This is a genomic window from Thioclava sp. F34-6 (genome assembly GCF_002213235.1).
In the GTDB taxonomy this organism is placed as follows: Bacteria; Pseudomonadota; Alphaproteobacteria; order Rhodobacterales; family Rhodobacteraceae; genus Thioclava; species Thioclava nitratireducens.
The window spans coordinates 1-13,351 of record NZ_NBOA01000004.1 but is presented as its reverse complement, the minus strand read 5'-3'; the positions used below and the strand labels follow the sequence as shown (position 1 = coordinate 13,351).

The window sequence follows — 13,351 nt, the reverse complement described above, 5'->3', positions numbered from 1 at the left end:
AGCGGTCCGGGCGTTCTTCTTTTTCGGGTCTGCTCGCTCAATTGCTGCCGAAGATGTTGAGCAGCTCGTTCAGAATCGACTGAGACGGGTCGCGGCGTTGCCGTTGCGGCTGTCGCTGGGCAGGAGCTTGGCCCGCACTCTGGTTTTGGCTCTGATATTGCTGATCCGGCACCTGCCAGTCGCCCGGATGGGCCATCGGAAGCGGCTTGGGATCTTCGCCGTCGAGCACGCGCTTCATCGTCTCGTGGAAGATCTCGGCGGGCAGGCCGCCTCCGGTGGTGCCTTTCAGCGGCGAGTTGTCGTCATTGCCCATCCAGACGCCGACCACGTAGTCGGAGGTGAACCCGATGAACCAGGCATCGCGGGCGCTCTGCGTGGTGCCGGTCTTGCCCGCGATCTCGTAGCCGTCGATATTGGCGCGGCGGCCGGTGCCGTGCAGCACGACCTGGCGCATCATGTAGGTCAGCTCCTGTGCGGCTTTTTGCGAGATTACCCGCTCACCGATCCCGCCGGGTTTGCCGAAGAGCGGTTGATCGTCGCCCTTCAGTGTCAGCGAGGTCAGGCCATAGGGTTGCACCGAGGAGCCGCCATTGAGGATTCCCGCATAGGCCCCCGTCATGTCGAGCAAGTCCGATTCCCCGACGCCGAGCGCCACCGAGGGCAGGTTCGGCAGGTCCTGCGCGAAGCCGAAGCCTTCCGCGACCTTGATGACGTTCTCACGGCCAACGGCCTCGGAGACGCGCACGGTCGCGACGTTCACCGAATGCTCCAGTGCGGTCGTCAGCGTGATCGGCCCCATGTAGCTGCGCTCGTAGTTGCGCGGGCTCCAATCGGGCGAGCCGGGCATCTTCACCGTGACCGGCGCGTCATCGACCATCGAATCCGGCGTGTAGCCCAGATCTAGCGCGGTCGCGTAGACGAAGGGCTTGAATGTCGAGCCGGTCTGGCGTTGCGCCATCGTGGCGTGGTTGAACGCTCCCGAGACCTTCGTGGCCCGACCGCCAACCATGCCCCGCACGGCGCCATCCGCGCTCATCACGACGATCGCGGACTCGGCTTTTGACCCCTTCGAGACCTTGTTCTCGTAGACCGATTTCATCGCGTCTTCGGCGGCGGACTGGATGCGCTGATCGAGCGTGGTGTTGATGACCACGTCCTCGGTCGTGTCGCGCGACAGGAAGTCGGGGATGGTGTCCATCACCCAATCCGCGAAATAGCCGCCTGCGCGTTTCTGCGCCGCTTGGCTCAGCGTCGCGGGGTTGTTCTTCGCGTCCAGATATTGACGATCCGTCAGGTAGCCCTGCTCATGCATCAGGCTGAGCACGGTCGCGGCCCGCTCCTGCGAGCGCTTCAGGCTGGAGGTCGGGGCGTAGTAGCTCGGCGCTTTCAGAAGGCCCGCCAACATTGCAGCCTGCTGCGGATCGACATTCGCTGCCGAGATGCCGAAATAGCGCTCGGACGCGGCCTCGAAGCCACGCGCACCGGCCCCGAGATAGGCGCGGTTGAGATAGATCGAGAGGATTTCGTCCTTGGAGTATTTCAGCTCCAGCGCGAAGGCGTAAGGGACTTCCTTGATCTTGCGGCGCAGACCGCCCGACCGGCAGTCGTTCTCGTAGGCGGCTTCGTTCTTCCACTTCTTCGGGTCGAACTTCACGCCGAGGCAGAGAAGCTTGGCGGTCTGCTGCGTGATGGTCGAGCCACCGTTGCCGTCAAACGGGCCGCGCCCTTCGCGCATGTTGATGGCCATCGCCGAGGCGATGCCGCGCGGCGAGATGCCGAAATGATGGTAGAAGCGGCGGTCCTCGGTCGCGACCACGGCGTCGCGCAGATAGGGGGAGACGTTCTTCGCGTCGATCTGCCCGCCGAAGGTTTCGCCGCGCCAGGCGAAGACCTTGCCCTGATCGTCGAGCATAGTGACCGAGCCGCGCGTGCGGCCGTCGAGCAGCTTCGTGTAGTCTGGCAGGGTCGAGTAGAAATACAGGGTCGCCGCGCCCACCACGAGCGCGACGATCATCGCGAGTCGCCAGCCGATTCCCCAGATCACGCGCCAGATCAGCCGCGCGAGGCCGATGATCAGGCCGGTGACCGGTCCGTGCCGCCGGGGAGGCTTGCCACCGCCGCCGCCACGGCGCGCGGTCTTGCGCGGCTTGGCGGGTTTCGATGCCTTGGGTTTCTGCTTCGAAGAGGAATAGCGCTTGTCGGCCACGAGGCGCCCGCGCCCTCCGCCTTTCTGAGTCATCTGCCTGTTCCGCTGCCTGCGTTTTAATTTCGCGCAATCTACACGGGCCGACCCGAGATGTGGACCCGCGAAAAATCACGTTTCAGATTTGCAATGTGACTAAAAATTAGGCAACGCGCACAAATTGTGCAAATTAGGGCCTGAATCCGCTGAATCTGCCAGTCGGACGGAACCTCGTTTCCTTGTGCGAAAGGGGCGCAGAGGGCCTCTTATCACCGTGCGATGTCGCCAAGCGGGCATCGAAAGGGCTGAACAAGGAAGGGATGTCAGGTGAAACTCATCATTGCAGCAATCAAGCCGTTCAAGCTGGAGGAGGTGCGCGAGGCGCTCACCACCATCGGCGTACGCGGAATGATGGTGACCGAGATCAAAGGCTTCGGTGCCCAGTCGGGTCACACGGAAATCTATCGTGGCGCCGAATACGCCGTGAACTTCGTGCCGAAGGTCAAACTGGAGATCGTGGTCGCTGACGGCCTCGCCGACGAGGTGGTCGACACGATCATGAAAGCCGCGAAGACCGACAAGATCGGCGACGGCAAGATCTTCGTTCTCGATGTCGGGCAGGCGGTTCGCGTGCGCACCGGCGAAACCAATGACGACGCGCTTTAAGACGCGACAGGGGAAAGTAGGAAAATGAACAAGCTTTCGAAAATCACCGGCCTTGCGGTCGCACTGACCGCGGTGGCTCTGCCGGCGCTGGCCCAGGATGCCGCCGCGCCTGCGGCGATGGATCCGCCGGCCAACGAGATCGGCTTCATCCTGAACACCTTCATGTTCCTCGTCACCGGTTTCCTGGTGATGTGGATGGGCGCGGGCTTCTCGATGCTCGAGGCTGGCCTCGTACGCTCGAAGAACGTGACCATGCAGTCGCTCAAGAACATCGCGCTCTTCGCGATCGCGGCGATCATGTACTATCTGATCGGCTACAACCTGATGTATCCGGGCGACGGCTGGTCGATCAACGGCGTGCTCGGCGCTTTCTCGACGACCTCGCTCGAGCCTGTCGGCGTCGGCGCGGATTCGGTCGACCTGACCTACGCTTCGGTCGGTTCGGACTTCTTCTTCCAGCTGATGTTCTGCGCCACCACGGCGTCGATCGTTTCGGGTACGCTGGCCGAGCGCATCAAGCTGTGGCCGTTCCTGATCTTCACCGTGATCCTCACGGGCTTCATCTACCCGATCCAGGCTTCGTGGAAATGGGGCGGTGGCTTCCTTGACGCCGATTTCGGCTTCCTCGACTTCGCCGGCTCGACCGTCGTGCACTCGGTCGGTGGCTGGGCAGCTCTCGCCGGTGCTCTGATCCTCGGCCCGCGCATCGGCAAGTACAAGGACGGCAAGGTCCAGGCGATGCCCGGTTCGAACCTGACGCTCGCCACGCTCGGTACCTTCATCCTGTGGCTCGGCTGGTTCGGCTTCAACGGCGGTTCGCAGCTCTACATGAACACCGTGGGCAACGTCGCCGATATCTCGCGCATCTTCGCCAATACCAACACCGCAGCAGCCGGTGGCGCGATCGCTGCGCTGATCCTGACCCAGATCCTCTACAAGAAGCCGGATCTGACCATGGTTCTCAACGGCGCTCTGGCTGGCCTCGTGTCGATCACGGCCGAGCCGCTGACCCCGAGCCTCGGTGCAGCGACCATCATCGGCGCGATCGGCGGTATCATCGTGGTCCTGCTGGTTCCGATGCTCGACAAGCTGAAGATCGACGACGTCGTGGGCGCCATCCCGGTCCACCTCGGCGCGGGTATCTGGGGCACGCTGGCGGTTCCGATCACCAACCCCGACGGCACCTTCTACGGTCAGATCGTCTCGATCATCATCGTCGGCATCTTCGTCTTCGTGGTCTCGGCAATCATCTGGTTCATCCTCAAAGCCGTGATGGGCATCCGCGCTCCGGCCGAGGACGAGATGATGGGTCTCGACAAGGCGGAACTCGGCATGGAAGCCTATCCGGAGTTCGTCAACTAAGACGCCGCATCCAAGACAAAGCGAAAGGCCCGGGAGCGATCCCGGGCCTTTTTCATTGCGTCTGGTGTCGGCTTACTCGGTGACCGGAGCGCCTTGTTGCGTCTGCTGTCCGCCTCTGTTCTGGTAATCCGGCTTGCGCAGGAAGAAGACCAGCGGGATGGCCGCGAGTGTGACCCACATCATGAACTTGAAATCGTCCACGTAAGAGATCATCGCCGCCTGTTGCGTCGCGAGGTTGTTGAGCACCTCAAGCGCGGCCTCTCTCGAGATGCTGCCTGCACCGTTCATCACGCCCGAAAGGTTCTGCGGATTGATCGCAGAGACGATCTCGGCATGGTTCACCGCGATGTTGTGCGTCAGCAGCGCGGTCACGATCGAAATCCCGATGGACGAGCCGATATTGCGCAGCAGCGAGAACAGCGCCGTGCCGTCGCCGCGGTACTTGGGGTCGAGCGTGGCAAAGGCCAGCGTCGAGATCGGCACGAAGACCGAGCCCAGCCCGAAGCCCTGGATCACGCCTGAGACGATGATCCATTTCGGACCCATCTGCGGCGAGAAGGTCGACATCATGTGCAGCGAGTAGGCAGTGAAGGACAGCCCGACCACGACAAGGATGCGGAGGTCGATGACCTTCACCAGCCGCCCGATCAGCAGCATCATGATCATCGCCCCGACCCCGCGCGGGGACATCACCAAGCCCGTCGTCAGCGTCGGATAGCCGAAGATATTCGACAGCATCGGCGGCAGCAGCGCCAGCGAGGCGAGCAGGATGATCCCGATCACGAAGATGAACAGCAGCCCCATCGAGAGGTTGCGGTCGAGGAACATCTTCGGTTCGAGGAAGGGCTTTTTCGCGCTGAGAATCCAGACGATGAAGACCCAGAACCCGCTGATCGCTAGCGCCGCCTCGATCCAGATTTCGCGCGAGGCGAACCAGTCGAGATCGGAGCCCCGGTCGAGCATCATCTGCAGCGCGCCGATCGCCACCGCCAGCGCCGCGAAGCCGAAGAAGTCGAAGCCGATCTTCTTCTTGGGCGTTTCGGGCAGGAAGAAGAGCGACCCCGCGATGGCGATCATGCCGAGCGGCACGTTGATGTAGAATACCCAGCGCCAGTTGATCACCTCGGTCAGGTAACCGCCGAGCGTCGGGCCGATGATCGGGCCGAGCATGATGCCCGCGCCGAACATCGCCATCGCCTGCCCGTGCTTCTCGCGCGGGTTGATGTCGAGCATGAAGTTCTGCGCGAGCGGCACGATGGCCGCACCGAACACGCCCTGCATGAGGCGGAAGATCACCATCACGTCGAGCGACCACGCGATCCCGCAGAGCATCGAGAAGACCACGAAGCCGATCACCGCGACCATGAAGATCTCGCGCCGCCCGAAGCGATTGGCGAGCCAGCCCGACAGCGGCGTCACGATGGCCGCGGCCACGATATAGGAGGTCAGCACCCAGTTGATCGTGTCGCGCGACGCGCCGAGATCGGCGCGCATGTCGGGCAGGGCCACGTTCGCGATGGTGGTATCGAGCACCTGCATGATCACCGCCAGCATCAGCGACGCCATGATCAGCGCGCGATGCGGGACGTTATGCGGGTCGATTCCCTTGGGTTCCTTTTCGGCGGCGTCAGCCATGGCTTACTGCCCCTGTTCGGTCGTGCCCGCCACGGCGGCCGAGCTGTTGGCCTTGTCGAGGATACGCTTGTAGCGCGGCTGCGAGGCGGTATCGACGGTGACGCTGGCCGAGAGACCCGCGCGCAGGCCATCGAGGTTCGCGCCATCGTCGAGCCGCAGGCGCACCGGCACGCGTTGCGTCACTTTCACCCAGTTGCCGGTCGCGTTCTGCGCCGGAAGGATCGAGAACTCCGCCCCGGTGCCTGCGCCGACGGCCTCGACCGTCGCGTGATATTCGCGATCGGGGAAAGCGTCGAATTCGACGGTGGCCGACTGGCCCTCTTGCATGTGGGTCAGCGCGGTTTCCTTGAAGTTCGCGATCACCCAGACATCGCTGGTGTCGACCAGCGTGAAGAGGCTTGTCCCCGCGCCGACCATCTCGCCCGCCTTGAAGGAGGCTGCCTGATAGATGATGCCGTCGGTGGGCGCATCGACCTCGGTCTGCGAGAGATTGTATTTGGCATCGTTCACCGCCACGATCGCCGATTTCACCGAGGGGTGTTCGTCGACCGGGATCTCGGGATTGCCGTCGAGGGCGACCTTGGCTGAGGCCACCTTCTGCTTGGCGGCGGCCAGCGTGTTCTGCGCGGCTTGCGTGGCCGTGCGCTGTTGGTCGAGCGCCTGCTGCGTGGTGGTGCCGGATTTGATCAGCTTCTCCTGACGGGCGAGCTGTTTCTCCTGATAGGCGGCATTGTCGGCAGCCTGTTTCTCGTCGGCGAGCGCGGCCTTGTAGGAGGCGCGCAGCTGTTCGACCTGCAGGCGGGCTTGCGAGAGCGCGGCCTGCGCCTTGGCCAGTGCCAGCTCGTAGGGTTTCTTGTCGATCTGGAACAGGGGCGCGCCTTTCTCGACGTGCTCGTTGTCATGCACGAACACCTCGGTCACGCGGCCCGAGATCTGCGAGGCTACCGGGATTCGCGCCATCTGATAATTGGCGTTGGCGGTGCTTTGCGAGCCACCGGCGCTGAGCCAGTACCACGCGCCACCCAGTACGATCAGGGCGGGCACGAGAATGAGGAGCCAGAATTTCGGCCCCTTCTTCTGTTTCTGTTTCGATTGGGTTTCCGCGCTCTCGGCGGTCGGGTTCTGGTCACTCATGATGTGTCTCTGACGTGGAGGAGGTGTCTTCGGAGAGGTTACGGATGATCTGGCGCAGGGTGTTCAATGCGGTCGCGATTTCGTCATCGCTCAACCCGGCCAGCGCCTGTTCATAGATGTCGTCCGCGATCGAGCGCGCATCCTCAAAAGCGTTGCGCGCCTTGACCGAAGGGTGCACGAGCTTGACGCGGCGATCATTCGGATCAGCTTTGCGGCAGACCCAGTCGGCTTCTTCCATGCGGTCGACGAGGCGCGAGACCGAAATCGGTTCGATCTCGAGCAGCTCGGCCAGTCGGGCCTGCGCCAGCGCGCCTTCCTTCTTGAGGTAGACGAGCAGCCGCCACTGCGCGGTGGTCAGGCCGAATTCGTTGGCGCGTGCCTCGAAGCGACGGCGGATCAACCGCGTCGCGTCGTGCAGGAGAAAACCTAGGCTCTGATCGGGCATCCGGAGCTCCGTTGAAATTAAAGTAAGCCTCTATATTATGAGCCTGCTTATTATTTCAAGGGCGCAAGGCGGAAAATTCCGCTACGAAAAACGGCGACCCGAAGGGGCCGCCGTTTTGAATTTCTATTCTGTGGTAGGTGCTTAGACGCCTGCGTCGATCAGTGCGCGGGCCAGCAGCGGCACGCTGTTCTTGTTCAGCCCCGCGATGTTGATCCGCGAGTCGCCGACCATGTAGATCGCGTTGCCTTCCTTCATCGCGGCGACCTGCTCGGGCGTGGCGCCAAGGCGCGAGAACATGCCGCGATGCTCTGCCACGAAGTCGAAGCGGTCCGAGTTCGACAGCTTGCGCAACTCGTCCGCGAGTTGCTGGCGCAGTTCCAGCATGCCGGTGCGGACATCTTCCAGCTCGGCTTCCCAATCGGCGCGAAGCTCGGGATCGGTGAGCACGCGGGTGACCAGCGCCTGCCCGTGATAGGGCGGGAAGGAGTAGGTCTGACGGTTGAGATAGGCGAGGTTGCCTTGCACGGTCTTCTTGGTCTCTTCCGAGCCCAGAACCATCAGGCAGCCGGTGCGCTCGCGATAGATGCCGAAGTTCTTCGAGCAGGAGGCCGCAATCAACACTTCCGGCAGACGCTCGGCGATCAGGCGGGTGCCTGCCGCATCCGCTTCCAGACCGTCCCCGAAGCCCTGATAGGCGAGGTCAATCATCGGCACGGCGCCGGTTTCCTGAAGCAGATCGGCGACCTTGCCCCATTGCTCGAGCGTCAGGTTCGCGCCGGTCGGGTTGTGGCAGCAGCCGTGCAGCAGCACGATGTCGCCTTCCTTGGCGCCCTTCAGGTCTTCAATCATCGCGTCGAAATCGACCGAGCGAGTCTCGGAGTCGAAATAGCGATAGGTGGTGAAGTCCTGATCCATGAATTTCAGGATCGAGAGGTGGTTCGGCCAGGTTGGATCGGAGACCCAGATTTTTGTGCCGGGGTTCGCCATCCGCGCAAGCTCGAAGCCCATCCGGCAGGCGCCGGTGCCGCCCACGGTCGACAGGCAGGCCAGACGGTCGGCCGGATAGCCCTTGCCCAGAACCATCTCGGCCATCGCCGCGTGGAATTCCGGCTGGCCGGCGAGGCCCGCGTATTTCTTGGTGGTCTCGTTTTCCCAGACCTGCTTTTCCGCCTTGTGGACGGCGCGCATGATCGGGGTTTCACCTTCGGCGTTCTTGTAGACGCCCACGCCGAGATCGACCTTCTGGTCGCGCTCATCGGCGCGGTATTCTTCCATCAGCGCGAGGATCTTGTCCGGCGCCTGCGGCTTGAGATTGTTCAGCATCATGCTTCTCCCGTTGCGACCTTGAGGTCGTTATACATGCCCCATTCCGACCAGGACCCGTCATAGAGCGACCAGTCCGACTTGCCGATGATCTCCAGCGCGAGCGCGAGAATCGCGGCGCTGACGCCGGAGCCGCAGGTCGTGATCGCGGGCTTCGACAGGTCGACGCCGGCGGCCTTGAACAGGGCCTTGATCTCGTCGGGGGATTTGAAGGTGCCCTCGGGGGTCAGCAGTTCGCCGAAGGGCAGGTTGCGCGAGCCGGGGATGTGACCCGAACGCAGTCCCGGGCGCGGCTCGGTGCCGTTGCCGAGGAAGCGATCGTTCGGGCGCGCGTCGATGATTTCGTGATCGCCAAGCTTGCTGGCATGGGCGACCTGGGTGACGTCCTTCACCAGACCGGACTGGCGCTGCACCGTCATGTGACGGTCGCGGACCATCGGCGGCATGTCTTCGAGCGGACGGCCTTCGGCCTCCCATTTCGGCAGGCCGCCATCAAGCACGGCCACATCCGTCTTGCCCATCAGGCGGAAGGTCCACCAGACGCGCGGCGCGGAGAAGACTGAGTGCTGGTCGTAGATCACGACCTGATGGCCGTCGCCCACGCCCATCGCGCGCATCCGCGAGATGAATTTCTCGGGCGGCGGCGCCATATGCGGCAGGTCCGAGCGGTTGTCGGAGATTTCGTCGATGTCGAAGAAACGCGCGCCGGGGATATGCTTGGCCTCGTAGGTCGCCTTTGCATCTCGCTCCATCTGCGGCAGGAACCACGACGCGTCCAGAATGCGCAGGTCGGGATCCTTCAGATGGGCTGCGAGCCAATCCGTCGATACGAGCGTTTTCGGGTCATCCATCGTCATGCGCCTCTTTTGCCGGTCGGGATTGCTTAGACTCAGCGGTGCGCAAGACGCAAGGGCAGGGCGGGCAAATCCGCCCTGTGTCCCTAGTAATTCTGCTTGAGAAGGCGTTGTTTCTGGCGGTTCCAGTCGCGTTTCGCCTCTGTTTCGCGCTTATCGGCCTGTTTCTTGCCCTTCGCGATACCGATCAGGATCTTCGCGATGCCCTTCTCGTTGAAGTACATCTTCAGCGGCACGATGGTCATCCCCTCGCGCTGGGTCGCATTCCAAAGACGTGAAAGTTCGCGCTTCGACACGAGCAGTTTGCGCTTGCGGCGCTCCTCATGGCCGAAATGCGAGGCCTGGTTCAGGCTCGCGATATAGGAGTTGATCAGCCACAATTCGCCATCCTCGACGGAGGCATAGCTTTCCGCGATGTTCGTCTGCCCGACGCGCATCGATTTCACCTCGGAGCCTTGCAGCACGATGCCCGCCTCCAGCGTATCCTGGACGGCGTAGTGATAACGGGCCTGCCGGTTCTCGGCGATCAGCTTGGAATTGGGGTCTGAATGCTTTGCCATGGTCGCATCGAGATAGGGCAGGCAAGCGGCTGTGTCCAGTGCGGCACCGCTGCGCTTGACGTGGGTGCGGCGGCGCGAAATAGCTAGGGCAGGAGGAGACGCCCATGACCATTCAGATCGCGATCGGTTCGGTGATGATGCTCTTGACCGTATGCATCGCCGCGCTCAGCGCCTGGGCGATCGAGGCGACATTCGCGCGGCTGCACTGGTGGATGCTGCGCGAGCCGCACCGTCCGAAACTGATGCTGATGGTCGTCGTCGCAGCTCTTTGGGCCTTGGCGATGGTCACTGCCGGCGTCTGGCTCTGGGCTTTCTGCTTCCGCCTCCTCGGCGTGTTCCACACGATGGAGCAGTCGGTCTATTTCTCGCTCGTGAGTTTCACAACGCTGGGCTATGGCGACATTCTGCTGACCCATCAATGGCGCATCCTTGGCGGGATGGCCGCGGCGAACGGGCTGCTGAACGTGGGGCTTCTGACCGCGCTGCTGGTCGAGGTGATCCGCCATGTCCGCAAGAGCCAGCTGGAGGCGCGGGCCGAGCGAGGCGCGAGTTGAGCGGAGCGCTCGCGCGCGCGAGTGCGCACGCGGGCTATATATCGGTCAGTCGAGCATCAGCGCATCTTTGACGATCCCGGTCAGAAGATCGGTCACCGGTTGCATTGATTCCTGCTCGTAGGAGCGGAAGCCGACGGTCACGTGATCGGTGTCCTCGGGGGTCTGGTAGACGAAGATCGTGTAGGGGCAGAACTGAAAGTTGGTGATGTCCGCCTCCATGACCTCGCGCGAGGTCTGCGCCGAGCAGAAGGAGAAGACGTCCGCGCCGGTGAACAGCGTCTTGGTGCCGCCCACGGCGTCTTTCGTGCGTTCCAGCATATCACCGGTATGGCTGACGTGATCGACCACGAGCCCCGCCCCGATGATCGCGTTCTGCACCGCGAAGGTGACGTTGTCGAACGTGTCTTCGGTGGTCCAGGTGTGGGCTTCCTGAGCCGTTGTCGCGCTCGCGCCCACGGTGATGACCGCCGCGAGTGCGGCGCCGATGAAGCGTTTCATCTCTCTCTCCCTTGTCTCCCGATCGGGCGCCTTGGCGGCGCCCGTTGATCCAGTCTCGATAGTGGCGCGTATTTTTATACGTGCCTAGAGGTAACAATGTCGCTGTAAGTTCCGAAGTGTAAGCGACGGGCACCGCTCCATATGTAGGGGCAGAGAGGAGATTTCCATGCGCAAGACGAGACCAACCGACCCGAGCTGGGCCGATGTGACTCCCAAGGCCGACTTCCTGAACCGCCGCCAGATCATGGCGGGTGCCGGGGCAATGGCACTTGGTTCGATCGCCGGACCGAGCTTTGCCAGCATCGACGCGAAACCGTCGAAATTCTCGACCGACGCCAAGCCGAACACCCTCAAGGAGATCACCTCCTACAACAATTTCTACGAGTTCGGCTGGGACAAGTCCGACCCCGCGCAGTATGCGGGTCAGCTGGTGACAGACCCGTGGTCGATCGAGATCGACGGCATGGTCGACAAGCCCGGCTCCTATCCGCTCGACGATATCCTCAAGCCCGTGACGCTCGAACAGCGCATCTACCGCTTCCGCTGCGTCGAGGCATGGTCGATGGTCGTGCCTTGGATCGGGTTCGAGCTTTCGAACCTGCTGAACCGCGTCGGCGTGCAGCCGTCCGCGAAATACGTGGCCTTCCAGACGCTCTACCGTCCCGAGCAGATGCCGGGCCAGAAACAGGGCGGCATCGACTGGCCCTACGTCGAGGGGCTGCGCATCGACGAGGCGATGAACCCGCTGACCATTCTGGCGACCGGCCTCTATGACGAAGAGATGCCAAACCAGAACGGCGCGCCGATCCGTCTGATCGTGCCGTGGAAATACGGGTTCAAGTCGATCAAGAGCATCGTGAAGATTTCGCTCACGGATAAGCAGCCGCCGACGACCTGGAACAAGTTGCAGCCGCGCGAATACGGCTTCTATGCCAATGTGAACCCGAAGGTGGATCACCCGCGTTGGTCGCAGGCGACCGAACGGCGCGTGGGCGCGGGTCTCTTTGCAGGCCGTCAGGAGACGCTGATGTTCAACGGCTACGGCGAAGAGGTCGCGCAGCTCTACAAGGGCATGGACCTCGCGAAGTACTATTGATGAACAGCGCAACGCTCTCCGCCCCGATCAACACCGCGCTGCGTCGCGTGCCCAGCTGGTTGGTCTATCTCGCCGGGCTGATCCCGCTGGCATGGGTGGTCTGGCTGACACTGACCGGCGGCATCGGTGTCGATCCCGTGAAAGGGATCGAGCATCGTCTGGGCAAGATCGCCTTGTGGTTCCTGATCGGCGGGCTGGCGATCACGCCCGCGCGCCGGTTCCTCGGTCTCAACCTGATCAAGTATCGCCGCGCGATTGGCTTGCTGGCATTCTTCTACGTGGCGCTGCACCTGATCGCCTGGGCGGTGCTGGATATGGGCATGCTCTGGGGGCAGGCGGCGCGCGATCTGATCAAGCGCCCCTACCTCTTCTTCGGCATCTCCGCCTTCGTGCTGCTGATCCCGCTGGCGATCACTTCGAACAACGCTTCGGTCCGGAAGCTGGGCAAGACGTGGCGGCGGATTCACATGCTGGTCTATCCGGCCGTCGCGCTGGGTGTGATCCACTACCTCTGGCAGATGAAAGTCATCTCGAATGAGGGTTGGCTCTGGCTCGGGGTGTTTGCCGTCCTCATGGCTGTCCGATTTCGTTCATTTCGTTGGTGACTCGGTTTGGTTTGTGGGGTGCCCTTGGGGCATGCCTGGCAGGAGGTTTCGCGTGGGTGGGTGATTTGCGCAAGATTCTTCCCTGCGCTGGTTTGGCGTGAGTTGGGTGCATTTGCGGTGGTGTGCAAAGTTGAGCTATTTCAGTGTGTTGAGTGATTTGTCGGAGAAAAGCGAAAGTTTTTTGAAAAAGGCACTTGCGACTCCCCGGTGTGATCCGTAAATACCGCCTCACCGAAGCGGAACACACCGCAACGGGGCGCCGGAAAGGCTCGCAAGGGGCTGACGGCGAAGGAAATTTTGGAGATACGGTTGGCAGGTAGCGCCCCAAGGGATTGAGGCGATGCCGGTTGATTTTGTCTCCGTGCTCTTTGACATTGATAGATATCTGAAGAGATATGCGGGCGGTTTGGTCGATGATCGATGCGGACCGGAGCATA

Annotated in this window: 14 protein-coding genes; 5 read left to right on the top strand and 9 right to left on the bottom strand. The window is 62.4% G+C overall.

Annotation, left to right across the window (positions count from 1 at the left end):
- Positions 1 to 37 precede the first annotated feature (37 nt).
- Positions 38 to 2,239, bottom strand: a complete 2,202-nt coding sequence (locus B6V72_RS08945) for a transglycosylase domain-containing protein (protein ID WP_088735374.1) — start codon at positions 2,237 to 2,239, stop codon at positions 38 to 40.
- Positions 2,240 to 2,509: 270 nt separating this feature from the next.
- On the opposite strand from B6V72_RS08945, the gene B6V72_RS08940 reads away from it, so the two are divergent.
- Both B6V72_RS08940 and B6V72_RS08935 read left to right on the top strand, forming a co-directional pair.
- Positions 2,510 to 2,848 carry a P-II family nitrogen regulator gene (locus tag B6V72_RS08940; protein WP_075775438.1) on the top strand — a complete coding sequence of 113 codons (339 nt, stop codon included), beginning with the start codon at positions 2,510 to 2,512 and terminating at the stop codon, positions 2,846 to 2,848.
- Positions 2,849 to 2,872: 24 nt separating this feature from the next.
- Positions 2,873 to 4,210, top strand: coding sequence for an ammonium transporter (locus tag B6V72_RS08935; protein ID WP_088719786.1), 1,338 nt, complete (start codon positions 2,873 to 2,875; stop codon positions 4,208 to 4,210).
- A gap of 72 nt (positions 4,211 to 4,282) precedes the next feature.
- On the opposite strand, the gene B6V72_RS08930 is transcribed toward B6V72_RS08935, so the two are convergent.
- From B6V72_RS08930 to smpB, 6 genes are all read right to left on the bottom strand, one after another.
- Positions 4,283 to 5,845 (bottom strand): DHA2 family efflux MFS transporter permease subunit, encoded by a 1,563-nt coding sequence (locus tag B6V72_RS08930; protein WP_088719785.1) that lies wholly within the window; start codon positions 5,843 to 5,845, stop codon positions 4,283 to 4,285.
- Between the two features lie 3 nt (positions 5,846 to 5,848).
- A complete protein-coding gene (locus B6V72_RS08925; RefSeq protein ID WP_075775441.1) occupies positions 5,849 to 6,979 on the bottom strand; it encodes an HlyD family secretion protein in 1,131 nt (376 codons plus the stop codon).
- On the bottom strand, positions 6,972 to 7,424 hold the full coding sequence (locus tag B6V72_RS08920; RefSeq protein ID WP_075775442.1) for a MarR family transcriptional regulator: 453 nt from the start codon (positions 7,422 to 7,424) through the stop codon (positions 6,972 to 6,974). The genes B6V72_RS08925 and B6V72_RS08920 overlap by 8 nt, the downstream gene beginning before the upstream one ends.
- A gap of 141 nt (positions 7,425 to 7,565) precedes the next feature.
- Complete coding sequence (locus B6V72_RS08915) at positions 7,566 to 8,747, bottom strand: amino acid aminotransferase (RefSeq protein ID WP_088735373.1); 1,182 nt, start codon at positions 8,745 to 8,747, stop codon at positions 7,566 to 7,568.
- Positions 8,747 to 9,604 (bottom strand): 3-mercaptopyruvate sulfurtransferase, encoded by an 858-nt coding sequence (gene sseA / locus B6V72_RS08910; protein WP_088735372.1) that lies wholly within the window; start codon positions 9,602 to 9,604, stop codon positions 8,747 to 8,749. The genes B6V72_RS08915 and sseA overlap by 1 nt, the downstream gene beginning before the upstream one ends.
- 83 nt (positions 9,605 to 9,687) lie before the next feature.
- Positions 9,688 to 10,161 (bottom strand): SsrA-binding protein SmpB, encoded by a 474-nt coding sequence (gene smpB, locus B6V72_RS08905; protein ID WP_075775444.1) that lies wholly within the window; start codon positions 10,159 to 10,161, stop codon positions 9,688 to 9,690.
- A 104-nt stretch (positions 10,162 to 10,265) separates the two neighbouring features.
- Here smpB and B6V72_RS08900 point away from each other — a divergent pair, with 104 nt between their 5' ends.
- Positions 10,266 to 10,715 carry an ion channel gene (locus B6V72_RS08900; protein ID WP_075775445.1) on the top strand — a complete coding sequence of 150 codons (450 nt, stop codon included), beginning with the start codon at positions 10,266 to 10,268 and terminating at the stop codon, positions 10,713 to 10,715.
- A 45-nt stretch (positions 10,716 to 10,760) separates the two neighbouring features.
- Here B6V72_RS08900 and B6V72_RS08895 read toward each other — a convergent pair whose 3' ends face one another.
- A complete protein-coding gene (locus tag B6V72_RS08895) occupies positions 10,761 to 11,213 on the bottom strand; it encodes a DUF302 domain-containing protein (protein WP_088735371.1) in 453 nt (150 codons plus the stop codon).
- Positions 11,214 to 11,379: 166 nt separating this feature from the next.
- On the opposite strand from B6V72_RS08895, the gene msrP reads away from it, so the two are divergent.
- Positions 11,380 to 12,309: a protein-methionine-sulfoxide reductase catalytic subunit MsrP gene (msrP, locus tag B6V72_RS08890; protein ID WP_088725160.1), complete on the top strand. Its 930-nt coding sequence runs from the start codon at positions 11,380 to 11,382 to the stop codon at positions 12,307 to 12,309.
- On the top strand, positions 12,309 to 12,914 hold the full coding sequence (msrQ, locus tag B6V72_RS08885) for a protein-methionine-sulfoxide reductase heme-binding subunit MsrQ (protein WP_088719781.1): 606 nt from the start codon (positions 12,309 to 12,311) through the stop codon (positions 12,912 to 12,914). Before msrP ends, msrQ begins: the two co-directional genes overlap by 1 nt.
- Before the next feature lie 140 nt (positions 12,915 to 13,054).
- On the opposite strand, the gene B6V72_RS19300 is transcribed toward msrQ, so the two are convergent.
- Positions 13,055 to 13,351 (bottom strand): hypothetical protein (locus tag B6V72_RS19300; RefSeq protein WP_206185783.1); only part of this gene is annotated, 297 nt, incomplete at its 5' end.